The sequence below is a fragment of the Haloferax denitrificans ATCC 35960 genome (assembly GCF_000337795.1).
GTDB lineage: Archaea > Halobacteriota > Halobacteria > Halobacteriales > Haloferacaceae > Haloferax > Haloferax denitrificans.
Genome location: NZ_AOLP01000008.1, coordinates 311,466 through 333,412, shown reverse-complemented (window position 1 = coordinate 333,412; position 21,947 = coordinate 311,466). Strand labels below are relative to the sequence as shown.

Sequence of the window (21,947 nt, the reverse complement as noted above, 5' to 3'; positions counted from 1 at the left end):
ACAGTACAATCGTTCATGGACTTGAACTGCTGTCGCAATAATTGTCTCCGAATCATAGATTACACCCATAGAACTGTAAAGAGATTTTTGAAACACCGCTCAAGCCACGTAGAACCGCCTCAGAAGAACGAATCGTGATTCTGTGCGACGATAGTAAACGAGGACCGTGAGACGGATTCGACAGGGCGGGCGCTGGGACCATCTGATTCCGCGGTCGCGGGGGCGGTCATCGACCGCCGACCGGTGTCGACGGCTCACCGAGGTCGTGCGGTTCGAGCGTCGCTTCTCTCAGAAGGCGAACGCACGGTGCATTTCGGGAGACCGGGTGCCGGTGGCGTGAGAGCATTTATTAGGAGCCCCTGTGTGAGCCGACGTATGGCACCGACTATCACGAAGATAGAGTCGACAGAGTTCAGTTACACGCTCGACGACGTCGGGACGGACGGACACGGGTTCAATCTCGTCTACGACCCCGGAGAGACGACCGAGCGGAAACTGTTCGCGTTGCAGATTCACACCGACGAGGGAATCACCGGAGAGTACATCGGTGGGAACTCGCCGGGCGCGGCGCAGATTAACACGTTCGCGGACTACCTCGTCGGGAAGAACCCCCTCGAACGAGAGCGCCACTGGAGCGAGATAAAGCGGGCGCTCCGGAAGTACGACCGGATGGGAATCGGCCCGGTCGACATCGCGCTGTGGGACTTCGCCGGGAAGTACTACGACGCGCCAATCCACGAACTCCTCGGGACGTACCGAACGCGGCTTCCCACGTACGCGTCGACGTATCACGGCGACGATGCTGGCGGTCTCGACTCCCCCGAGGCCTACGCCGACTTCGCCGAGGAGTGTCGCGACGCCGGGTTCCCCGGGTTCAAGATTCACGGCTGGGGCGGGGGCGACGACGCGCGAGACGTGCGCCGAGAGGTCGAGACGGTCCGGGCGGTGGGCGAACGCGTCGGCGACGAGATGGACCTGATGGTCGACCCCGCGTGCGAACTGGCGACGTTCGCCGACGCGTTGAAAGTCGGTCGCGCGTGCGACGAGTACGACTACCTCTGGCTCGAAGACCCCTATCGGGACGGCGGCATCTCTCAGCACGGCCACCAGAAGCTCCGCGAACTCATCGACACGCCGCTCCTCCAGACCGAGCACGTCCGCGGGCTCGAACCGCACACCGACTTCGTCGCCAGCGGGGCGACCGACTTCGTCCGCGCGGACCCCGAGTACGACGGCGGTATCACCGGCGCGATGAAAATCGTCCGCGTCGCCGAGGGCTTCGGCCTCGACGTGGAGTTCCACGCGCCCGGCCCCGCGCAGAGACACTGCATGGCGGCCGCCCGGAACGCGAACTACTACGAACTCGCGCTCGTCCACCCGCTCGCAAACAACACCCAGCCCCCTGTCTACCGCGGTGACTACTCGGATATGTTCGATACCATCGACGAACGCGGGACCGTTCCCGTCCCGGACGGGCCGGGCCTCGGCGTCGACTACGACTGGGAGTACGTCGAAGCGAACGCGACCGGCAGTGTCCACAGCTACGAGTAATCATGACCTACAGGGCCGGAATCATCGGAACGGGAGGCATCGCTGGCATGGGAATCCTCGGGATGCACGACGAGTCGCAAATCGGGAAGGCGAAGGTGCGTGCGAGCCACGCCGGGGGGTACGACGAGACCGAGGACATCGAACTCGTCGCGGTGGCCGACGTCGACGAGACGAAACTCGACCGCTTCGGCGAGGCGTGGGACATCCCCGAAGCGGGGCGGTACATCGGTCACGAAGCCATGCTGGCGAACGAAGACCTCGACGTCGTCTCGGTCTGTACGCCCTCGTACCTCCACGCCGACCACGTCATCGACGCGGCCCGCTCGGCGGCCGACCCTGACGTCATCTGGTGTGAGAAACCGATTGCTTCCGCCGTCTCCGACGCGGAGGAGATGGTCGCCGTCTGCGACGAGACGGACACAGAGCTCGTCGTGAACCACTCGTTTCGGTTCACCGACAAACTGCGTCGCCTCCGCGACCACCTCGTCGAAGACGGGCTTCTCGGCGACGTTCGCTCGGTGGCGACGCAGTTCCGTATGGAGCTCATGCGTAACTCCACCCACCTCCTCGACACGCTGGTCTACCTGCTCGACGCCCGTGCCGACCGGGTCGCCGGCTACATCAACGGGGAGAACGAAGCCGTCGACTCGCTCGACGCGGCGGCCGAGGTCGACGACGCCGGCGGTGGGGGGTTCGTCGTCATGGACGACGACACGTTCGTCACCGTCGACTGTACCATCCCGCGCGAGATTTCGTCGATGACGCTCCAGTTCATCGGCACCGAGGGGAAACTGTACATGAACAACGACGACGGGGAGTGGCGGTACTGGCGCCTCGAAGACGGGGAGCACGTCGAGACCGACCTCCCCGGTATCGACGGTGCGTGGACGTGGGACGAAGACTACCGCAACGCGTTCCCGAACGCGGCGAGACACATCGAGGCGATGCTCCGCGGCGACGCGGAGAACCCATCGACGGGCGAGGAGGCGACGCGGTCGCTGGAGATTATCGTCGCGCTGTACGTCTCCGAGTACACGGGCGGGCAAGTGAGCGTTCCCCTCGAACGACCCCTGCGCGACGTCGAAATCACGTCGTGGTGAGCATCGGTTCGGCAGGTTCGTCGTCGTCGCCGTCGCCGTCGCCGTCGTCGATATCAGCGGTGACGGCTGACGTCGGCGGCCACCCGAATCGCATCGACCATACTCGTCTCGCTTGCGATTCCCTCCCCCGCGATGTCGAAGGCGGTCCCGTGGTCCACGCTCGTTCGGACGATGGGGAGCCCGATAGTCATGTTGACGCCGCTTACGCCCCCCGCCGCGTCGAAGCCGAGCATCTTCAGCGGGATGTGACCCTGGTCGTGATACATCGAGACGACGCAGTCGAACTCGCCTCGGGCGGCGCGGACGTAGACGGTGTCGGGGCTTATCGGTCCGGTCGCGTCGATGCCGTCTGCGACGGCACGCTCGACTGCGGGCGCGATTTCGTCGTCGTCCTCGTCGCCGAGGAGGCCGCCGTCGCCGGCGTGGGGGTTCAGCCCGGCGACGGCGACGCTGGGGTCGTCGATGCCGAGTTGCCTCAGCGCGTCGTCGGTCACGCGGACGGTTTCGAGGACGTTCTCGGTCGTCACGAGTTCGCACGCCTCGCGGAGTGGGACGTGCGTGCTGACGTGGGTCACGCGCAGGTCGTCTTCGATGAGCATCATCGAGAAGTTCTCCGTGCCGGTCCGCGCGGCGAGGAGCCCGGTATGACCCGCGTGTTCGCTTCCCGCCATCCGCGTCGCCTGCTTGTTGATGGGGGCGGTGACGATTGCGTCTATCTCCCCTTCGACCGCGAGGTCGATGGCGCGTTCGACGTATTCGAGACTCGCGGCACCGTATTCCTCGCGGAGTTCGCCGTGGACGAGGTCGTCGACGTTGTCGCAATCGAGGACAGACAGCGTGGTCGGGTCGTCGTCGACGGCGTCGACGGAATCGACCGCGCGCATCTCGAACTCCGCGCCGCAGGCGTCCGCCGCGCGTCGCATCACGCCGAGGTCGCCGACGACGACCACGCGAGCGAACTCCGTCACGGACGGGAACGCCTTGACGGCGACTTCCGAACCGATACCCGCGGGGTCGCCCATCGTCACGGCAATCAGGGGTTTACTCGTACGCATCGTCCCCACCCAAACGGGCGATGCACTTACGTATTGCCCCGGGAGTCCCGAACGCGCCGGCCTTCGTCACGACCGGGGTGCCGTCGGCGACGCCGCCAGACAGACGGCCGAGCGGAATGCCCTCCTCGACGGCCGTCCCGGAGAGGACCACGCCGGCCGCGTCCAGCGATTCGAAGACGTCGGCGGCGACCGCACCGCCGGTCACGAACACCGACTCCGGTGCCGGGGCTCCCCCGACCCAGAGCCGTTCGACGGTCGAACCCAGCGTCTCGGCCACCCGAGCGCGGACCGTCTGGTCGTCGATGCCGAGCCGTCGGCCCGCGTCGAGCGCGCGGCGCGGGGCGTCTTCGTCAGGCGCGGAGACCAGCACCGCGACGCCGCGGTCCGCGAGGCGTGACGAACAGGCCGCCGCGGCCTCGGCACTCGCACCGGCCGGGTCTTCAACGGCCGCATCGAGGTCCAGCGAGACGACCGACTCCGCGGGGAGTGCGTCGAGTTGGTCGAGCGTGGTCGGGTTCGTGCTCCCGACGACACACAGGACCGTTCGGTCTCGCGTGGGGACCGACGCCGGCCCGGCACCGCGGGGGGGCGGCGTCTCGACGTACCTCGCGAGCCCCGCGCTCCCGACGTAGACGACGTTCAACCCCGAGCGCGCCGCGCCGTCAGCGAGGGCTTCGAGATGCCGTTCGTGCGACGCGTCGGCGACGACGATTCCGCGACCCGTCCGAGCCTGTTCCCGTAACGCGTCCGCGACGGCCGCCGGCCCCGTTGCCACGCGGTTCACCGGCAGACGAGAGACGGAGTAGGACGACGCGGCGTACCGCGTGGGGAGGTGCGACGTCTCGACGGGCTTGTCCGGGTCGTTGCCGGCGGCGGTCTCCGCGACCGGGACGCCGTCGACGAGATGGTAGCCCTCGACGGTCGTCCGCCCGTTTCTCGGGGAGGCGGGTGCGACGAGCGCGAGGTCGGCCGCCGTCGCGTCGAGGACGGCGTCGGTCTCTCCCACGAGGTTCCCCCTGAGCGTCGAATCGACCTTCTTGTAGACGAACGAGTGGTCGTCGGTTCCGACGACGTCGTGGACTGCCGCCGCCGCGCTCGACGGGTCGGCGTATCGACTGTCCGTATCGACGACCCGGACGTCCGTGTCGGCACTCGGCGTGTCCGACGGCGCGGTCGACGCCGAGACGAGCGTTCGGAGCCCGCGAGCGGCGAACTCGTGGCCCGTGTCCGTCGCCCCGGTGAGGTCGTCTGCGATGACGAGTCCGGACGAAAGCATATACGGGGAGACGGAAAGACTACTACTAAAATCCCACCCCCATCGGCGAAAAGACTAACACGGTACTTGCCATGAACTGTGAACATGGGACATTCGTTCGAAGGATACCGACGGTCGAACGGCCGGGTCGGTGTCCGAAATCACGTCGCCGTCATCCCAACGTCAGTCGCGGCGTCTTCGGTCGCTTCCGCGGTCGCAGACGAGGCGGGGGCGTGGGCACGGGCGACGCCGCACCAACTCGGAACGAGCCAGCCCGACCCGGCACGGCGACAGACCGAGCGCGTCCTCGTCGGAACCGGTCGAAACCCGAACGTCGGCGCGGCGCTCGTCGTCGAACTCGGGACCGAAGACATCGACGCCGAAACGGTTGCGGACGACATCGCGGCCACGGGCAAGGCGACGGAGACGCTCACCATCAGAGAGTCCGGCGGAACCGCGAACGCGCTTTCGGAAGGCGCGGACCGCCTCGACCGACTGAAAGCGGAAGCGGACCGCGCGAGGCGCGAAGACGCCGACGTCTCCGAACTCGTCTTCGGGGTCGAATGCGGCGGGAGCGACGCGACGAGCGGAATCGCCGCCAACCCCGCCGTCGGCGCCGCGTGCGACCGCCTCGTCGAGGCGGGCGGGACCGCCTCGTTCAGCGAGACGCCGGAGTTCATCGGCGCGGAGCACATCCTCGCCGACCGATGCGTCTCCGAGGAGACGCGGGAGCGCATCCTCGAACGTGTCGAGGCGCGCGAGGGGATGGCCGAGTTGATGGGCGTCGACCTCCGCGGTGCACAGCCGACGCCCGGAAATCAGGAGGGCGGACTCACCACTATCGAAGAAAAGAGCCTCGGAGCCATCTCCAAAGGGGGGACGACGCCGATTCGCGGCATCGTCGACTACGGCGACGAACTGCCGACGAACGGCGGGCTCGTCCTCATGGACACGCCGGGGTACGACGTCGAGAGCGTCGTCGGGAAGGTCGCTGGCGGGGCGCAGGTCGTCGCGTTCACGACCGGTCGGGGAAGCACGACCGGAAACCCGCTCGCGCCCGTCATCAAGGTGACCGGAAACCCCAAGACGTGGGACCGGATGTCGAACAACATCGACGTGAACGCGGGGACGGTGTTCGACGGCGAGTCGATAGACTCGGTCGGTGCCCGCATCTTCGAGACGCTCGTCGAGGTGGCGAACGGCCGCCGCACGGAGGCCGAGCACCGCCGGTTGGAGGAGTTCGCGATAAACGAGATTCAACCCGAGGAGCTGACCGTGGAGGTGGACGGATGAAGGGCCGCGTCTTGGACGACGCGCTCCTTCGACTGAGCACGTCCGACAACGTCGGAACGACGGTCGACGACCTCGAATCGGGAACCGAAATCGACGCCGACGGCCGAACCGTCGTCCTCGCGGAGGACGTCCCGTTCGGGCACAAGGTCGCGCTCGAACCGGTTGACTCGGGCGGCGAAGTCCGAAAGTACGGCGAGGTCATCGGAACGGCGACGCAGGCGATAGAGGTCGGCGAGTGGGTCCACACCCACAACTGCGAGAGTACGCGCGGTCGCGGTGACCGGGCGGCCGCGAGAGGTGAGTCCGCATGAGCACGCCGAGCGCGTCCGGTCGGACGTTCGAGGGGACGCCACGAGCGGACGGAACGGTCGGCGTCCGAGACAACGTCTTGGTCCTCCCGTCGGTCATCTGTTCACACTTCGTCGCCGAACGAATCGCCGAGCGCGTCGACGACGCCGTGGCGACCCCGCACGACCACGGCTGTGCCCAGCTCGGGGCCGACAACGAGCAGACCCGGCGGACGTTCCTCTCGATGGCGCAGAACCCGAACGTCGCCGGAACGGTCGTGGTCGGACTCGGCTGTGAGGAAGTCCAGAGCGCCGAGGTGGCGACCGCGCTCGAATCCCGTGACGTCGCCGTCCGCGAACTGTCCATTCAGGGTGTCGGCGGGACCGACGAGTGCATCGAACGGGGCGTCGAAGCCGCGACCGAGCTCGTCCAGTCGCGGCGCACGTCGCAGACGGTCGCCGACCTCAGCGACCTGACGCTCGGCGTCGTGTCGAGCGACCTCGACGCGTCCACGGTCGCGTCGGCCGACCCGCTCGTCGGCCGCGTCGCCGACGAAATCGTCGACGCCGGGGGTCGCGTGGTCGCCGCCGGCAACGAGCGGTTAGTCGCCAACCCGGACGGGGCGCGCGACGCCGCGACGGACGAGGCGCGGGATGCGATGGAGGCCCTTCTCGACAGACACGAGGGACACCCGGCCCGGGCGACCCGCGTCGGCCAGTTCGCGCGTGACCGCCCGTTCGAGGAGGTCACGCGAGCGTGGGGGAGAAACACCGTCTCAGAAGTGCTCCCGTACGGCGAGCGTGCGACCCTCTCGTCGGGCCTCGCCGCCGTCGACGCCCCGTCTCGGTTCGGCGAGGCGACGACTGCGCTCGCCGCGGCGGGGCGAACGTCGTCGTGCACGTCACTGGCGACGGAATCCTCTCCGGGCACCCGCTCGTCCCGGTCGTCAAAGTGACCGGCGACCCGGGGACCGCGGCGGCGCTCCCGAACGACATCAGCCTCTCCGCGCGGCGTGCCGACCCGGACGACGTACTGGAGCGACTGGTCGACGTGGCGAACGGAACGGCGTGTCTCGCCGAAGAACACGGCTTGACGGAGTTCGCAATCACCCGCGTCGGCCCGTCGATGTGAACGGCGCGGCGGCTCGGGTGCGTTCGACGGGCCGACGCGCTCGCGAGAGAAAGCCGGCGGGCACGGCGGCCGGACGGGAGGGGAAACGAAGGGCGGTCGTGCGACGTTCGGTGAGAGGTGCCTGTCGGCGCGCGGCCGCTATGAGTACGTCAGGTTGAGTTCGATGACGTTCGCGGCGCTCATGACCTGTTCCGGGATTTCCGATTCGAACCGTTCGCCCTTCATCCGACTCGTCGGGCCGGAGACGCTCACGGCACCGATGGCGTGGCCGTCGGGGTTCTTGATGGGCGCCGCGATACACCGAAGCCCAGAGAGGCGTTCTCCCTTGTCGTAGGCGTACCCCCGCTCGCGAACCGCCGCGAGCTCTTCTTCGAGCGCCTCGCGCGAGGTGATGGTCGTCGCCGTCTGTGCGGGGAGACCCCAGCGCTCGATGATTTTGTCGACTCGCTCCTCGGGGAGGTACGCGAGAATCGCCTTCCCGAGCGACGTACAGTGAAGCTTGACGCGCATCCCGGCGTGCGTGTCGAGCGAGACGGCCTGTTCGCCCTTCGAGCGGAAGAGGTAGACGCCCTCGCCGTGCTCTTCGACGAGCAGGTTCGCGAGCTCTCCCGTCTGTTCGGCGAGTCCTTTCACTTCGGGCTTCGCCACCTCGTACAGGGGCATCCGGTCGCGGGTGTGCTCGCCCAGACTGAGGAACTTGAGTCCGATGCAGTAACGCTCGTCGCGCTGGACGACGTATCCGTGTTCTCGGAGCGTCCGAAGGTGACTGTAGACCGTACTCTTCGGGAGGCCGAGTTCGGTGGCTAACTCTGTGACACCCGCCGACCCTCGTTCTTTCAACGCTTCGAGAATCTCGAGCGAGGTTCCCAACGCCCCGATCGTGTTTGCCATGTTCGTTCCCATGCTACCCACCTGTTGACATTCATCGTTAATAATTGTTGTTCACGATTGTCGTATGTCTGTTCGTCATCGCTAGGCGGTCGCGCCCGAAGTTGTCGAAGGCGAAACCGTTTTGCCGGGTGCGCGTGTCGCCGTTAGACATGCAACGCGTTAGATTTCGCGACCCAGCGGGGAGTGTCAGAACCGGCGAATGGACCGACGACGGTATCTCGTTCGGCGGCGAAACGTTCGACCCGGCGACCGTTGACGTCCTCCCGCCGTGCGAACCGTCGAAAATCGTCTGCGTCGGCCTGAACTACGAAAAGCACGCCGAGGAGTCGGGGATGGACATCCCGGAGCGGCCCCTGCTGTTTCTCAAGCCGCCGAACGCGCTCGCTGCGCACGGAGACACGGTCACCCTCCCCGCCGGGAAACAGCGCGTCGATTACGAAGCCGAACTGGGCGTCGTCATCGGAGAGCAGTGCCGGAACGTCGAACCGGACGACGCGATGGACGTGATTGCCGGCTTCACGTGTCTGAACGACATCTCGAACCGAGACGACCAAGAGGTCGAACAGAACTGGATTCGCGGCAAGGCGTTCGACAACAGCGCGCCGCTCGGACCCGTCGTCTCGACGCCCGACGAGGTCCCTGCCGACGCGCGCATCGAACTCAGAGTCAACGGCGAGACGAGACAGGACTCCTCGCGGGCAGACTTCATCTTCACGATTCCAGAACTCGTCGCGGAGATTACGTCGTACATGACGCTCGAACCGGGAGACGTCATCTCCACGGGGACCCCCGAAGGCGTCGGCCCGCTCTCCGACGGCGACCGTGTCGAAGTCGATATCGAGGGGATTCGGACGCTGGAACACACCGTCCGGGCCGACTGACCGAGCGGTCGGTTTCAGCCCAAAGATTCATGTGCAACGGTAACACACAGTATGTCGTACGGGAAGGAGAGGCGACTCGTCAGACAATCAACCATCAACCGCGTGACTAATTGCGATACCGCCGCAACCAGCCCGTCTCTTCTTTCCGTATTTCCACCCATCCATAGCGTGAGCGAGGCCCTCGTCCACTCGCGGCGGTGCGGGAATCTCGTTCCTCAATAACAATTATGTAGTAGTGGCCGTTCCGTCTTTTCATGCGATACCACGCACTCGCGGGGACAGAGCGGTCAGCACTCGCTGTGTCCGAGGGCGGCGACGTCTACGACCTCACGAGCGCCAATTCCAACGTAGAGACCTTCTGTGACCTCGCTCGGGCGGCGGACATCACTGGGCGGACTATCGACGACGTGGCCGCGGGACTCCTCGACGACGCGGAGCGACTCTCTTCTGAGTACGTCGACGAGCGACTCGAGCGTCCGGTAGTTCCCGACGAGGTGTGGGCCGCGGGCGTCACGTACCACATCAGCGAGCAGGCGCGAGAGGCCGAAAGCGAGACGCCGGACGTCTACCTCGACGTCTACGATGGGGAGCGTCCAGAAATATTCTTCAAGGCGACGGAGAGCCGGACGGTCGGTCCGAACGAGGCTGTGGGCGTCCGGGGCGACTCCACGTGGGACGTCCCGGAGCCCGAACTCGCGGTGGTCCTCCATCAGGGTGCGATAGTCGGCTACACTGTCGGCAACGACGTGAGCAGTCGTTCCATCGAGGGCGAAAACCCGCTGTACCTGCCGCAGGCGAAGGTGTACGACCGCTGTTGTGCTATCGGACCGTGTGTCGCGTCCGCCGAGTCGGTGAGCGACCCGCACGGACTCGAAATGTCGATGCGCATCGAACGCGACGGGACCGTCCTCTACGAGGGGTCGACCTCGACATCCGAGATGGTGAAGTCGTGCGAGGAACTCGTGTCGTACTTCACCCGACACAACGCCGTCCCGGAGATGGTTGTGTTGCTGACCGGGACGGCACTCGTCCCCGAAGAGGGGTTCACCCTGAAACCCGGTGACGACGTCAGCATCGAAATCGACGACATCGGCGTCCTCGAAAACACGGTCACGGCCGTCTGACGAACGGGTGGTTCGGGAACAGCCTCCCGTCCGAACCGTTCGTACCGTTCTCGACTTCGACTCGCCCCGCCCCCCGAACCCCGTTTCCCATCACCGGACGATCCTGCCCCACGTCCGAGACTGATTGAGTTCGAGGCGACGCGATTTCACGCGCCCACCCCGCGTTTTTCGACGAACGTTATCGGTGAGACGGCCCGCACACAGTTCGGGCGTTCAGTATCGTCGCACGGATGTCTACAGAGTCAGAGGCGGCCGAATTACAGCTCTACGTCCGTAATGAGATTGGGGCGGCCGAGCCGAATCGACCGAGGGTGACGAGATGCGATGTGACACAGTGACGCGGGGAGACCGTAGTCGTGTTCACCATCGCTGAACGGGCCGTCGCCACTCGGTTCGGGCGCAGTGACCGTCGGGACGTTCGAACAGTATCCGACACGTATTTCAGCATACCGTGAGATTGACACCCAATGCCATATTCACGCGGGTCGGAGCTATCTACGGTCTACGAACGGGCGCGAACGAGCGGGTACGGGTTCGTCGCGAGCAACATCACCGAGACGAACATCCTGACCGGACTCGTCCGCGGCGCGGAGCGCGTCGATTCGGACCTCGTCGTGCAGGTGAAACGTGACACCGCCGCGTTCGCCGGGAACGGCGACCCCCACACGGGGTTAGATATCTTAGCGACGCACGTCGAGAAACTCGGCGAAGACGCCGACGTCGGCGTGTTCCTCAACGTCGACCACGTCCCCGCAGACGACCGCGCGTTCCTCGAATCCTGCGTCGCTTCCGGGGTTCCCTCCTCGCTGATGGTCGACGCGTCGCACGAGCCGTTCGAGGAGAACGTCTCGCGCACCCGCGACGTGGTCGAGACGGTTCGAAACCGCGAACAGGACATGCTCGTCGAGGCCGAACTCGGGATGATTAAGGGCCTCGAAGGCGGCGTCGAGACGACCGAGGCGTACTACACCGACCCCGAACAGGCCGTCGAGTTCGTCGACAGGACAGGGGTTGACCTCCTCGCGATTTCCATCGGGACGGAACACGGCGTTTCGAAGGGCCGCGACCTCGAACTCCGCCCGGACATCGCACGCGACGTGGGGCAGGCGCTGGCGGACCACGGCCTCGATACGCCGCTGGTCGTCCACGGGTCGTCGGGACTGTCCGATAGGCAGGTCCAAGACCTCCTCTCGACCGGGGTGTGTAAGCTGAACAAGAACACCAGATACCAGTACGAGTTCGCCAGAACGGCCTGTGAGTTCTATCGGGAACACGAGTCGAGTATCCTCCCACCCGAGGGCGTCGACGACGACCGACAGGGGTTCTTCGGCGACACGGAGTGGTCGCCGAACAAACGCGACTTCACGCCTCACCGGGTCTGTCGAGAGGTTCAGGACCGAATCGCCGACGTGATGACCGAGGTCGCCGCGCTCTCCGGAAGCGCCGGCGAGAGCCTGTACGTGTGAGTGCCATGGAAACGACAACGGCCGACGAACCGCTCCTCCTCGGAGTCGACGCGGGGTTGACGAACGTCAAAGCCGCGGTGTTCGATACCGACGGGAGAGAGCGGGCAGTCGCGGTTCGACCGACCCCGAACGAGCGCCCCCGCGCCGGCCGCGTCGAGCGCGACCTCTCGGCGTTCTGGGACGTGACGTGTGAGACGATTCGCGAGGTTCTCGGGGAGTCCACCGTCGAGGCGGGGGCCATCGCCGGGGTCGGCGTCGCCGGCCACGGACACGGACTGTACGCGCTCGACGACCGCGGACAGCCGGTCAGAGACGGCATCACGTCGTTGGACAGCCGCGCGAGTGACGTCGTCAAGTCGTGGGACGAAAGCGGCCGCTCGGAGGCGGTTCGCGCGATTACGGGGTACGAGCCCTTCGTCGCCGACCCGTTGAGCATCCTCGGATGGATTCGGCAGGAAGAACCGGAAGTCTACGACGCTATCGACCGACTCCTGTTCTGCAAGGACTACCTCAAATACCGACTCACGGACGTCGTCTGTACGGACGAGATGGAGGCGAGCGTTTTCTACGACATCGAAGACGAGGCGTACTCGTCGGAGCTGTTCGACACGCTCGGCCTCGGCGACTGCGCTGACGCACTGCCACCCGTCGTTCGAAGCACGGCAGTCTGTGGCGAGGTGACGGCGGCGGCGGCCGACGAGACCGGACTCGAAGCCGGCACGCCCGTCGCGTCCGGACTTCACGACGTCGGCGCTGTCGCGCTCGGGTCGGGTGCGTTCCGACCGGGGCAGGGGTCGCTCATCGTCGGCACCTGGGGGCAGAGTATCTACGTCTCCGCCGAGCCGAACAGCGCCGGCGGCGGAGGGCTGAGTCGGCGGTACCTCGGCGACGCGTGGCTCCGGTACCGCGGAAGCAGGTCCGCCGCGGCCGCGGTCGACTGGTTTACCCGAGAGTGCTGTCGCGATTGGCACGACGAGGCGGCGTCCGACGACGCGTTCTACGCCAGACTGAACGAGACGGTCGCGGAGGTCCCAATCGGCTCGAACGGGGTCGTGTTCCTCCCGAACCTGCAGGGGTCGACCGACGACCCGAACGAGCGCGGCGCGTTCGTCGGTCTGACTATCGAACACGACCGAGGCGAGATGTTACGGTCGATATACGAAGGCGTCGCCCTCTCGTTGAGCGACCGGTTGCTCGAACTCGCGTCCGAAGACGGACTCACCGACGTCCGTCTCGGTGGAGGCGGTGCAAAGAGCGCGGTGTGGTCCCAGATGTTCGCCGACGTTCTCGACGAACGGGTCGTCGTCCCGACGGGTGAAGAAGCGGGTGCCCGAGGTGTCGCTATCTGCGCCGGTCTCGCCGTCGGCCTGTACGACGACGTCGAATCCGCCGTCGAACACGTCGTCGGGGTCGAACGTCGACACGACCCGACGCCCGCGCACACCGACGCCTACCGGGAGGTCCACGAGGCATACCGACTGGCCGCCGAGGGTGTCGCCCCGGCCTGGGAAAAATTAACGTCGATTGAGCGGGAGACCCAAACGAATGACGATTGAAACCGTGCTCCTCTGTGGAGACCCACAACAGCCGAGCGAGTACATGTACGAGGCGGCCTCGTTCCTCGAATCCGAAGGCGTGTCGTTTTCCCGCATCGACTGGAAAGGCGACGTCTCCGCGGAACGGTTCCGAGAGGTCACGATGGAGATGGAGTCGCGAGGCCCGTCCGCTTACGACACGTCGATAATCGAGGAGCACCTCGACGGCGTGGACGCCCTCGTCGTGCACAAAGCGCCCGTCTCCGCGTCAGTAATCGAGGCGGGCGACTCGTTGCAGGTCGTCGGGGCCGCTCGGGGAGGCGTCGAGAACGTCGATATCGAGGCGGCCGAGGCGAACGACGTCGCCGTCCTCCACGCGCCCGGACGGAACAAGAACGCGGTCTCCGACTACGCCGTCAGCCTCTTGCTCACGACGGTCCGCGAGATTCCGCACCACACGAGGGCGCTCCACGCCGGCGAGTGGAGCCAAGAGTTCGACCCGAGCCGGTTACCCCGCGACATCGAGGCGATGACCATCGGTATCGTCGGGTTCGGAAACATCGGCCAACAGGTCGCCCGACGCCTCTCCGGGTTCGGCCCCGAACTCCTCGCGTACGACCCCTATCAGGACGACGCGGCGTTCGACGACGCCGGTGTCGAACGCGCGACGCTCGACGGCCTGCTCGAACGCGCGGACGCCGTGACGCTTCACGCGCGACTGACCGAGGAGACGCGGGGACTGCTCGGCGAAGACGAGTTGGCTCGGATGAACCAGTCCGCGATACTCGTCAACTCCGCCCGCGGAGGGCTCGTAGACGAAGCCGCGCTCGTCGACGCGTTGCGAACGGGGTCGATTGCGGGGGCGGCGCTCGACGTCTTCGAGACCGAACCCCTCCCGGAGGACCACCCGTTCCTCGAAATGGACAACGTCGTCCTCTCACCGCACACCGCGGGGTCGACGCGCGACGCCGTGACGAACGGACCCCGCATGATCGCCGAGGGAATCGAGAGCCTCATCGGTGGCGTGGACCCCGACAACCGAATCGCCTGATCGAACCCGGAACTTCGTTCGGCGTACCGGCGGCCGATATTCTCCTGTACGCACCCGTGTCGGGCGCGCCGTCTCACATCGGGCGAGAGGACTCACGCCGCGGGCGTCCGGTCGTTACTCGACCGCCTCTAGCAGGCCTTTCAGATACCCCGTCGCGTACAGTCGCCCGAGCGTCATGTACCCCGGGTTCGAGTTCTCCTCGCCGGCCATCGTCGGGACGTGGTCGGGTCGAACCGGCCCGTCGAACCCGATGTCGCGGTACGCCTGGATGCAGGCGTGCATATCGGTCGGCCCCTCGTCGTGCCACGTCTCGACGAACCGCTCGTTCGTTCCCTCGACGTCGCGGAAATGCACGAAGTTGATTCGGTCGCCGAAGCGTCGAATCGTCTCCGGGATGTCCGCGCCCATCGCGGCGAAGTTGCCCTGACAGAGGGTGATTCCGTTGTGTTCGCTGTCGTACATCTCCATCACGCGCTCGTAGTGCTCCGGCGACGTGACGATTCGGTCGACGCCGCGGAGGTTCTCAATCGGCGGGTCGTCGGGGTGCAAGGCGAGTTTCACGCCCGCTTCCTCGGCGACTGGGACGACCTCGTTGAGGAAGTGTTCGAGAGCGTCCCACAACTCGTCTGCGTGTACGGGGGCGAGTTCCTGTTCGGGCGCGTCTTCCATGAACTCGTTACTGTACGCCGTCGTCAGCGACCCGCCGCGGGCGGGAAGCGCCGTGGAGGTCCGCGCCCACCGCTTGCCCGCCATCCAGTCGTAGGCGACGACCGGCACGTCGAGCGAACCGAGATTCCGGAGGTACTGCTTGAACCGCTCTATCTCCTCGTCGCGACCGTCGCGACCGAGTCGAGTGTCGTCGGAAATCGGAACACAGCCTTCGATAACCCCGACGTCGAGGCCGTAGTCGCGAAACTCCCGAGTCAACGCGAGCAGTTCGTCGTACTTCCACGGGCGCGACCCGTCACCGATTTCGAGCGTGTGGACGACGGCGGTCTCGACGCCGACCTGTTTCGCGAGGTCCCACCGTTCGTCGCGCTCCGGCGGTAGTATGAGTGATGGCTCCATACCACACGATTTCGTTCGAGTGTTATCAGTGTTTCTCGTCTTCCGCCCCGTCAGCGGTCGCCCGATTCGAGGACGTCGTCGACGAACTGCCCGTCTTCGAACGCGACGGGTGCGGGCTCTTCGACGACGCGCAGGTCGTCGCGGTCGCGCGCTTCCTCGATGAGCGATGCCGAAACGGCGACGCGGCCGAGACGCATCGTGTCGCGAATGCGAACGACGCGCGGGGCTTCGAGGGCCCCCACGCCGATGGTAGACAGCGAGGCGATGAGGCCGCCCCGGTCGGTTTCGACGGCCGGCGGAATCCGGGCGGCCCGCGGGGTGCTCGCGGTGAGGACGTTGACCAGCGTGTCGCCCCAGTTCAGTTCCTCGAACAGGTCCGCGTGGACGAAGTCCGCCGACCCGAGTCCCGAACCGTTCCCGTGGGAGGCCGGCGTCAATCCGCGAACGAATATCCGAGTGATGTCCGGTTTCGGCGGGTCCGGTTCGAACCCGTACACGATTCGTCCGATGACGTTCGTGTCCATGCCCGCCCCGGAGATGTCCTTTCCCATCCGGTCTACCACGAGCACGTCGACCTCGTCGAACGGGATGGTCGGGAGGTGCTCGTAGGCGAGTTCGAGGAGTTCCGCCTCTCGGTCCAAAAAGCCCGACGGCGGCACCCCCTCGATGAATGCGGTGTCGTCGTGTTCGTCCTCGACGATGGCGATGCCGCCGGCAATCGGGAGGTTCTCGACGTGCAGGCGCGTGATTTCGGGGAGCATCTCCCGGAAACTCCAGTCGGCGGCCCAGTCGTGTGCCGTTTTCGCGCCGCGCTGTTTGCCCATCCCGATGACGAGCATCTTCGAGAGCCCAGACTCCACGTCGCCCTGAAAGTCCGTGTGGGGCTTCACGCGGTTGACCGGGATTATCGCGTCCGCGGCCGCCGCGTTCGCGTCCGCGTGGACCTCGACGTCCCGCTCCGGCGTCTTCCCGATGACGACCGTATCCATCGTCGCTCGAATCTCACAGCCGAGCCTCGCTTCGGTTATCCCGAGCGCTTCGAGCATCTCGCGTTGGCCGTCGCCGGTGGCACCTCCGTGGCTCCCCATCGCCGGGAACACGAACGGCTCGTACCCGAGGTCGTCGAGCGCGTCGACGACGGCGCTCACGATGGTCGGGAGGTTCGCGATACCGCGGCTCCCCGCCCCGACGGCGACTTCGCCGCCGTCCGGAACCCCGTCGAATTCGAGCTGTTCGACGGCATCGAACACGCTGTCTCGAAGCTCCCCTTTCGGAATCGGGTCCGTCTCCCACACCTGTTCGATGATTCCCATCTCCGGGACCGAGTCCATGCCGCTCACTTCGAGGACGGCCTCCTCGGAAATCGGGACTGGTCCGTCCCCTCGGTCGTCACTGCCTGACATATGCCACATATTCGCACATTCGAAGAAAAACCTGCCGCCGTCAGCCCTCGGCTTCCAGCGGTTCTTCTCCGGCGGCGAGTCGGTCGTTTACTTCCCCGATGTCGAGGTCGATGCCGAGGCCCGGCCGCTCGGGAACCGTAATCTCACCGTCTTCGATGAGTGGACCGCCCGCGTGCAGGTCGTCCCACCAGTCGACGTCGCGAGCGTGGTATTCGAGCGCGAACGCGTTGGGAACCGTCGCACAGGCGTGGACGGACGCCATGGTCCCAAGCGGGCTCGCGACGTTGTGCGGGGTGATTGGCACGTCGTACGCGTCGGCGACGGTCGCAATCTTCCGGAACTCGCTCAACCCGCCGCACTTCTGGATGTCCGGGGCGGCGATATCGATTGCCCCCGCCTCGAAAAACGGAAGAAAACCCTCCGTGCGAACGAGGTTCTCCCCGGCGAGGATTGGGGTGGTCGTCCCCGCCATGACTCGCCGGTGCGCGTCGGCGCTCTCCGGCGGGACGGGGTCTTCTATCCACGCGAGGTCGTACGGTTCGAGCTTGCGCGCGAGTCGAAGGGCCGTCTCGACGGTGAAACTCCAGTGGAAGTCGAACGCGAGCGTCGGCTCCCCCCCGATTCGCTCCCGAATCGCGTCCACGATATCGACCTTGTGTTGGACGGCGGCGTTCGTGAGGCGACGCGTCGCCGTGTCGGTGTCCCCCGGCGCGACATCGAGGTCGAACTTCAGCGCGTCGAACCCCTCGCCGACGACTGCTTCGGCGACGTCGGCGTACACGGCCGGGTCGTACGTTTCGTGGGGGTCGTCGCCGCCTTCGCCGAGGTGTTCGCCCGCGTGGCAGTCACAGTAGATGGCGACCGAGTCGCGGAACTTCCCGCCGAGCAACTGATAGACTGGGAGGCCGGTGAGCTTCCCGACGGCGTCCCAGAGGGCGGTTTCGATACCGGACACCGCCGCCTGCGAGTAGCCTTCGCCCCCGGCGAGTCCGGACAGCATCTGGGTCATGTGCTCGGTGAGGCGCTCGACGTCGTAGGGGTTCTCGCCGACGAGGCCGTTTTCGAGGAACTCGACGTGTTCGCTGACCGGTCCGGCGAACGCTTCACCGTATCCGCGGACGCCGGCGTCCGTCTCGACGGTCACGAGGTTCCACGGGAAGTTCCCGCCGAGCACTCGGCAGTCGACGGCCGTAATCTCGACGTCCCGTGTCGGGTCGCGGGACAGTCCGTCGTCCGCGAGGTTCCGCCATCCGACTCCTGCGTTCATCTCCGTTACGAGATGCTCGTACTTCGAGTGCGGCATCGTCGTGATGGTCGCGGGCCACCGTCAATAATCTTCCCCGCGGAAGCCGCCACGGACAGCCCTGAGAGCGTGCGGGAAACCGCTCCACTGAGAGAGCCTCCGACCCGTCTCTTACTCCGGTGCGATGAGTTCGACCGGGTGGACGACGTCCCGTTCGAACAGGTCGCCGAGCTGTTCGGTACAGGAGGTCCCGCTCGCGACGAGCGTGCGGTCGGTCGCGTCTGCGAACTGCGCTTCGAGGTCGCTCCCCACGTCCATGCTGAGTTCGTAGTACTCGCTTTTGTAGCCGAAGCTCCCCGCCATCCCACAGCACTCGACGTCCGACGTGAGGAGGTCGAAGCCGAGGTCCGTCAGGACCGCCTCGGTGTACGTCTCGACGCCGATGGTGCGTTGCTGACAGTGGCTGTGGTACGCCAGCGGCTCCGACGGCTCGGCGAGAACGCCCGCGTCGGCACCGGTGTTGAGTAAGCCGTAGACGTACTCCATGACGTCGTAGGAGTTCCCTGCGAGTCGCTCGTGTGTCTCCTCGTCGAGGAGCTTCCCGTACTCTCGGCGGAACGCGGCGAGGTCGGAGGGCTCGATGACCACGACGTCGAACCCGTCGTCGATGTACGTCGTCAGGTCGGCACTCACCGCTGACGCCCGCCGGGTTGCGGTCCGTATCATCCCCTGCGAGAGCGGTGCCCGGCCACTCTCCTGCGGCGTCGCGAGTTCGACCTGCGCGCCCAGCGCTTCGAGCACCCTCACCGCCGCCTTCCCCCGGTTCACGAGCACGTAGTTGGTGTACGCGTCGGGGTAGACGACCACCTCGCGCCCGTCGTTGTCCGGCGACTCGCGGGCGTCGAACCAGTCGGCGAACGTCTCCCGCTCGAACGTCGGGAGGTCGCGCCGGGCGTCGACGCCGAAGAACCGCTCCATCGCCGACCGCACCGCCCCGAGTTCCGCGAGTCGGTTCGAGAGCGGTGCCGTCGCCGACCCGACCCGTGCCAGCGTCCCGAAGTTCCCGAAGAGACGCTTCTGAACGTCGAGGCCCCCGGGCTCCGCATCGGGAGTCAACCCCTCGACGAGGAAGTCGAAGGCGGCCCCGTCCGACTCGTGGTTGATTCTGTCGCGGACGACCGTGTTTATCCACGGAATGTCGATTTTCACGGGGCAGGCGTCAGCACAGCGCGAACACCCCGTACAGAAGTCGTTGAACGTCGCCGCCGAGTCCTGCCCGTGAACGCCGGCTTCCCACCCGGTCGCGATACCGCCGGTGTAGGTCTCGCCGCCGAACGCGTGCCCGCCGACGTGCTGGAAGTTCGCACAGGAGTTCGCGCACGCCCCGCACCGAATGCAGTAGAGCGTCTCTTCGAGATGGTCGTCGTCTCGCATCGCCATCCGACCGTTGTCCACGAGGACGAGGTGGAACGCTCTGTCGTCGTCGCCCGAACCGAGCGGTTCGGTCGGCCGAGAGAAGTCGATAGTCGGCGAGTCCACGGGCGGGGTGAGCATCGTGACGTACTGGGAGATAGGTTGCCCCGTCGCCGCCTTCGCGATGAGTTCAATGAACGGTTGGAGTTCGTCGGCGCTCGGGATGACTTTCTCGACGCCCGCGACCGCGATGTGCGTGTTCGGGGTCACCGCCGTCTTGCGGGCGTTCCCCTCGTTCGTGACGAGCGTAATCGTGCCCGAATCAGCGAGGACGAAGTTCGCACCGGTCATTCCCACGTCTGCGGAACGAATGCGGGCACCGAGATAGTCACGCGCGAACGCCGTGAGCTCTTCTGCCGTCTCGAACGGCTCATCGGGGTCGAACCGTTCGTTGAACAGTCGAGCGACGTCTTCCTGTGAGCGGTGGAGCGAGGGGCCGACGAGATGCGACGGCGACTCGTCTGCGACCTGGAGGACGAACTCGCCGAGGTCGGTCTCCCAGACGTCGACGCCGGCGGCTTCGAGGTGGTCGTTGACGTCCAACTCCTCGGTCGTCATCGACTTCGATTTCACCACGGTGTCCGCGTCCTCGCCGTCGACGACGGCTTCGATGTACCGGTTGGCGTCCGCCGCGTCGTCGGCGACGTAGAGCTCGCCGCCGTTGGCCTCGACGCTCTCGCGGAGCCGGTCGATGAGCTCCGGAAGGCGGTCGATTGCGTCTTCCTTGATTCGGCGCGCCCGACTGCGGAGCCCCTCGTAGCCGTCGAAGCTCTCGGAGACTTCGTAGCGGTCTTCGTTGAACACGGTCGTGTTCTCGCGAATCGCGCGGCCTTCGGTCTCCAGTAAGTGACGGATGTGTCTCGCTTTCGCCCGGCGCTCTTCGAGGCTCATAGTCCCTCCACGAGGACCACGCGAACCGTCTTCGGCCCGTGGACCCCTTTCACGAGTGCGCCCATATCGCCGGTCGCGCTCGCTCCCGTGGCGAAGACGACCGACCCGCCGTCGGAGAACTGCTCGGCGAGCTTCGGCATCGCCTCGGTCACGTCCTCGATGACGTCGCTCTCGCGGACGACGCCGACGTGTGTCGGCGGGTAAAGCGAGACGGGTTCGTTCCCGGCGGCGTTCGACTCGACGACGAGCGTCCCGTACTGTGCGATGGCGCGCCCGATTGGCGTGACGCCGGTCTGTGCCTCGGTGAGGTCTCTCGGCGTGAGTTCCGTCGTTACGGGGGTGTCCTTCAGCGAGACGCCGTCGAAGCCGAGCGGGGTTCCGACGGCCGGTTCGTCGACGACGCTCGCGAGCGTCTCGGAGAACGTCGCAGGGGTCGCGCGCGTCAACTCCACGCCGACGTCTGTGAGCGACTGCTCGAACGCCCCGATAGTACCAGTAGCCATAGCAGTACCATACGGGACGAAAATGATAATTGTTGGCATGGGACTCGGAGGTGCTCATATGATGCCGGACGGCCGCGGTGGGTGCGGCGGGTGCGGCGGGTCGGCGGTCAGTACGCGCGACTGGTATCGCCGACTGCTGTCGCCGCCGCGCCCGTCGTTGGGGGCGCACGCCGAGGGTGAGGCTGTCGAGGGAGCCGTTCCACTCGTCGACCGCACCTCGACGCTCGGAGGAGGCCGAACTCGAAGAACTCCCCCGTAGTCCGGCGTCGAACCTCAGCTCACGCGGTTTCGTCCGCAAGGGCTGGTGAGTCAGTTTCGGGTGTGAATCCCGTTTATTCGTCGTCACCCTCCCACGGCGGTGTCACCCGCGGCGGTGAGAACACTTCGATACCGACGGCGTCGACCTCGCCGCGGTTCTCGGCAGAGCGGGGGACCGCTCCCGGAATGACGGAGGAGGTGTTCGGTCCGACGAGGTACTCTTCGTCGTCGACCGTGAACAGCAACTCCCCCGACGACACCCATCCGTTCTGTTCGTGTTCGTGGCTGTGCGTTCCGACGAGCCGCCCGACTCGATACGGGAGTGTTGAACACTGCCCTGCCGCCCCGCCGCGAGCTGTGCGGGGTGGACCCCGTCGAGTATCTCCTCGCCGTCGCCCGTCATCGGTTGAACGTCCGTACGGGCGCCTCGCGCGCGACCGACTTAACCGGTCCCCCGTGTCGGGACGTTTGAGTCGCGTTCGACACG

Annotated in this window: 20 protein-coding genes; 11 read left to right on the top strand and 9 right to left on the bottom strand. The window is 66.2% G+C overall.

Annotation, left to right across the window (positions count from 1 at the left end; translation table 11 throughout):
• The first annotated feature begins 375 nt into the window (after positions 1 to 375).
• Entirely contained in the window at positions 376 to 1,551 is a 1,176-nt protein-coding gene (locus C438_RS06900; protein WP_004968617.1) for an enolase C-terminal domain-like protein, read from the top strand.
• A gap of 2 nt (positions 1,552 to 1,553) precedes the next feature.
• Positions 1,554 to 2,651, top strand: a complete 1,098-nt coding sequence (locus C438_RS06895; protein WP_049917822.1) for a Gfo/Idh/MocA family protein — start codon at positions 1,554 to 1,556, stop codon at positions 2,649 to 2,651.
• A gap of 53 nt (positions 2,652 to 2,704) precedes the next feature.
• Here the strand turns inward: C438_RS06895 and pdxA are convergent, their stop codons facing one another.
• Both pdxA and C438_RS06885 read right to left on the bottom strand, forming a co-directional pair.
• Complete coding sequence (gene pdxA / locus C438_RS06890; RefSeq protein WP_049917820.1) at positions 2,705 to 3,706, bottom strand: 4-hydroxythreonine-4-phosphate dehydrogenase PdxA; 1,002 nt, start codon at positions 3,704 to 3,706, stop codon at positions 2,705 to 2,707.
• A complete protein-coding gene (locus tag C438_RS06885) occupies positions 3,693 to 4,982 on the bottom strand; it encodes a four-carbon acid sugar kinase family protein (RefSeq protein WP_004968614.1) in 1,290 nt (429 codons plus the stop codon). The genes pdxA and C438_RS06885 overlap by 14 nt, the downstream gene beginning before the upstream one ends.
• A gap of 84 nt (positions 4,983 to 5,066) precedes the next feature.
• On the opposite strand from C438_RS06885, the gene C438_RS06880 reads away from it, so the two are divergent.
• Genes C438_RS06880 through C438_RS19995 form a run of 4 tightly spaced genes read left to right on the top strand, consistent with a single transcriptional unit; the run spans position 5,067 to position 7,673 of the window.
• A complete protein-coding gene (locus tag C438_RS06880) occupies positions 5,067 to 6,254 on the top strand; it encodes a UxaA family hydrolase (RefSeq protein ID WP_004968613.1) in 1,188 nt (395 codons plus the stop codon).
• On the top strand, positions 6,251 to 6,565 hold the full coding sequence (locus tag C438_RS06875; protein ID WP_004968612.1) for a UxaA family hydrolase: 315 nt from the start codon (positions 6,251 to 6,253) through the stop codon (positions 6,563 to 6,565). Before C438_RS06880 ends, C438_RS06875 begins: the two co-directional genes overlap by 4 nt.
• Positions 6,562 to 7,497 carry a UxaA family hydrolase gene (locus tag C438_RS06870; protein ID WP_239640661.1) on the top strand — a complete coding sequence of 312 codons (936 nt, stop codon included), beginning with the start codon at positions 6,562 to 6,564 and terminating at the stop codon, positions 7,495 to 7,497. The genes C438_RS06875 and C438_RS06870 overlap by 4 nt, the downstream gene beginning before the upstream one ends.
• Entirely contained in the window at positions 7,437 to 7,673 is a 237-nt protein-coding gene (locus C438_RS19995) for a UxaA family hydrolase (RefSeq protein WP_239640660.1), read from the top strand. Before C438_RS06870 ends, C438_RS19995 begins: the two co-directional genes overlap by 61 nt.
• A gap of 138 nt (positions 7,674 to 7,811) precedes the next feature.
• Here the strand turns inward: C438_RS19995 and C438_RS06865 are convergent, their stop codons facing one another.
• Complete coding sequence (locus C438_RS06865; RefSeq protein ID WP_049917819.1) at positions 7,812 to 8,576, bottom strand: IclR family transcriptional regulator; 765 nt, start codon at positions 8,574 to 8,576, stop codon at positions 7,812 to 7,814.
• 137 nt (positions 8,577 to 8,713) lie between these two features.
• Between C438_RS06865 and C438_RS06860 the strand changes: the two genes are divergently transcribed.
• The 5 genes from C438_RS06860 (at position 8,714) to C438_RS06840 (ending at position 14,621) form a co-directional block, all read left to right on the top strand.
• Positions 8,714 to 9,445 carry a fumarylacetoacetate hydrolase family protein gene (locus C438_RS06860; RefSeq protein WP_004968610.1) on the top strand — a complete coding sequence of 244 codons (732 nt, stop codon included), beginning with the start codon at positions 8,714 to 8,716 and terminating at the stop codon, positions 9,443 to 9,445.
• A 254-nt stretch (positions 9,446 to 9,699) separates the two neighbouring features.
• Positions 9,700 to 10,569, top strand: coding sequence for a fumarylacetoacetate hydrolase family protein (locus C438_RS06855; RefSeq protein WP_049917817.1), 870 nt, complete (start codon positions 9,700 to 9,702; stop codon positions 10,567 to 10,569).
• Between the two features lie 467 nt (positions 10,570 to 11,036).
• On the top strand, positions 11,037 to 12,035 hold the full coding sequence (gene fba / locus C438_RS06850) for a class II fructose-bisphosphate aldolase (protein ID WP_004968608.1): 999 nt from the start codon (positions 11,037 to 11,039) through the stop codon (positions 12,033 to 12,035).
• A gap of 5 nt (positions 12,036 to 12,040) precedes the next feature.
• A complete protein-coding gene (locus tag C438_RS06845) occupies positions 12,041 to 13,591 on the top strand; it encodes an FGGY-family carbohydrate kinase (RefSeq protein ID WP_004968607.1) in 1,551 nt (516 codons plus the stop codon).
• Positions 13,581 to 14,621 (top strand): 2-hydroxyacid dehydrogenase, encoded by a 1,041-nt coding sequence (locus C438_RS06840; protein ID WP_049917815.1) that lies wholly within the window; start codon positions 13,581 to 13,583, stop codon positions 14,619 to 14,621. Before C438_RS06845 ends, C438_RS06840 begins: the two co-directional genes overlap by 11 nt.
• A gap of 114 nt (positions 14,622 to 14,735) precedes the next feature.
• On the opposite strand, the gene C438_RS06835 is transcribed toward C438_RS06840, so the two are convergent.
• The 6 genes from C438_RS06835 to C438_RS19990 form a co-directional block, all read right to left on the bottom strand.
• A complete protein-coding gene (locus C438_RS06835) occupies positions 14,736 to 15,689 on the bottom strand; it encodes a mannonate dehydratase (RefSeq protein ID WP_004968605.1) in 954 nt (317 codons plus the stop codon).
• 50 nt (positions 15,690 to 15,739) lie between these two features.
• Complete coding sequence (locus C438_RS06830) at positions 15,740 to 17,092, bottom strand: DUF362 domain-containing protein (RefSeq protein ID WP_004968604.1); 1,353 nt, start codon at positions 17,090 to 17,092, stop codon at positions 15,740 to 15,742.
• 40 nt (positions 17,093 to 17,132) lie between these two features.
• A complete protein-coding gene (locus C438_RS06825; protein WP_004968603.1) occupies positions 17,133 to 18,395 on the bottom strand; it encodes a mandelate racemase/muconate lactonizing enzyme family protein in 1,263 nt (420 codons plus the stop codon).
• Between the two features lie 111 nt (positions 18,396 to 18,506).
• Positions 18,507 to 20,699, bottom strand: coding sequence for an LUD domain-containing protein (locus C438_RS06820; protein ID WP_004968602.1), 2,193 nt, complete (start codon positions 20,697 to 20,699; stop codon positions 18,507 to 18,509).
• Positions 20,696 to 21,202 carry an LUD domain-containing protein gene (locus C438_RS06815; protein ID WP_004968601.1) on the bottom strand — a complete coding sequence of 169 codons (507 nt, stop codon included), beginning with the start codon at positions 21,200 to 21,202 and terminating at the stop codon, positions 20,696 to 20,698. The genes C438_RS06820 and C438_RS06815 overlap by 4 nt, the downstream gene beginning before the upstream one ends.
• A 332-nt stretch (positions 21,203 to 21,534) precedes the next feature.
• Positions 21,535 to 21,720, bottom strand: a complete 186-nt coding sequence (locus C438_RS19990; RefSeq protein WP_004968600.1) for a hypothetical protein — start codon at positions 21,718 to 21,720, stop codon at positions 21,535 to 21,537.
• Positions 21,721 to 21,947: the final 227 nt, after the last annotated feature.

Bases quoted from the DNA above. Each gene is read 5' to 3' on its own strand.
- C438_RS06835 (WP_004968605.1), bottom strand. From the start codon at position 15,689: ATGGAGCCATCACTCATACTACCGCCGGAGCGCGACGAACGGTGGGAC.
- C438_RS06825 (WP_004968603.1), bottom strand. From the start codon at position 18,395: ATGCCGCACTCGAAGTACGAGCATCTCGTAACGGAGATGAACGCAGGA.
- C438_RS06865 (WP_049917819.1), bottom strand. From the start codon at position 8,576: ATGGGAACGAACATGGCAAACACGATCGGGGCGTTGGGAACCTCGCTC.
- C438_RS06880 (WP_004968613.1), top strand. From the start codon at position 5,067: ATGGGACATTCGTTCGAAGGATACCGACGGTCGAACGGCCGGGTCGGT.
- C438_RS06815 (WP_004968601.1), bottom strand. From the start codon at position 21,202: ATGGCTACTGGTACTATCGGGGCGTTCGAGCAGTCGCTCACAGACGTC.
- C438_RS06885 (WP_004968614.1), bottom strand. From the start codon at position 4,982: ATGCTTTCGTCCGGACTCGTCATCGCAGACGACCTCACCGGGGCGACG.
- C438_RS06830 (WP_004968604.1), bottom strand. From the start codon at position 17,092: ATGTCAGGCAGTGACGACCGAGGGGACGGACCAGTCCCGATTTCCGAG.
- C438_RS06900 (WP_004968617.1), top strand. From the start codon at position 376: ATGGCACCGACTATCACGAAGATAGAGTCGACAGAGTTCAGTTACACG.
- C438_RS06895 (WP_049917822.1), top strand. From the start codon at position 1,554: ATGACCTACAGGGCCGGAATCATCGGAACGGGAGGCATCGCTGGCATG.
- C438_RS06855 (WP_049917817.1), top strand. From the start codon at position 9,700: ATGCGATACCACGCACTCGCGGGGACAGAGCGGTCAGCACTCGCTGTG.
- C438_RS06820 (WP_004968602.1), bottom strand. From the start codon at position 20,699: ATGAGCCTCGAAGAGCGCCGGGCGAAAGCGAGACACATCCGTCACTTA.
- C438_RS06870 (WP_239640661.1), top strand. From the start codon at position 6,562: ATGAGCACGCCGAGCGCGTCCGGTCGGACGTTCGAGGGGACGCCACGA.
- C438_RS06845 (WP_004968607.1), top strand. From the start codon at position 12,041: ATGGAAACGACAACGGCCGACGAACCGCTCCTCCTCGGAGTCGACGCG.
- C438_RS06875 (WP_004968612.1), top strand. From the start codon at position 6,251: ATGAAGGGCCGCGTCTTGGACGACGCGCTCCTTCGACTGAGCACGTCC.
- C438_RS06840 (WP_049917815.1), top strand. From the start codon at position 13,581: ATGACGATTGAAACCGTGCTCCTCTGTGGAGACCCACAACAGCCGAGC.
- pdxA (WP_049917820.1), bottom strand. From the start codon at position 3,706: ATGCGTACGAGTAAACCCCTGATTGCCGTGACGATGGGCGACCCCGCG.
- C438_RS06860 (WP_004968610.1), top strand. From the start codon at position 8,714: ATGCAACGCGTTAGATTTCGCGACCCAGCGGGGAGTGTCAGAACCGGC.
- fba (WP_004968608.1), top strand. From the start codon at position 11,037: ATGCCATATTCACGCGGGTCGGAGCTATCTACGGTCTACGAACGGGCG.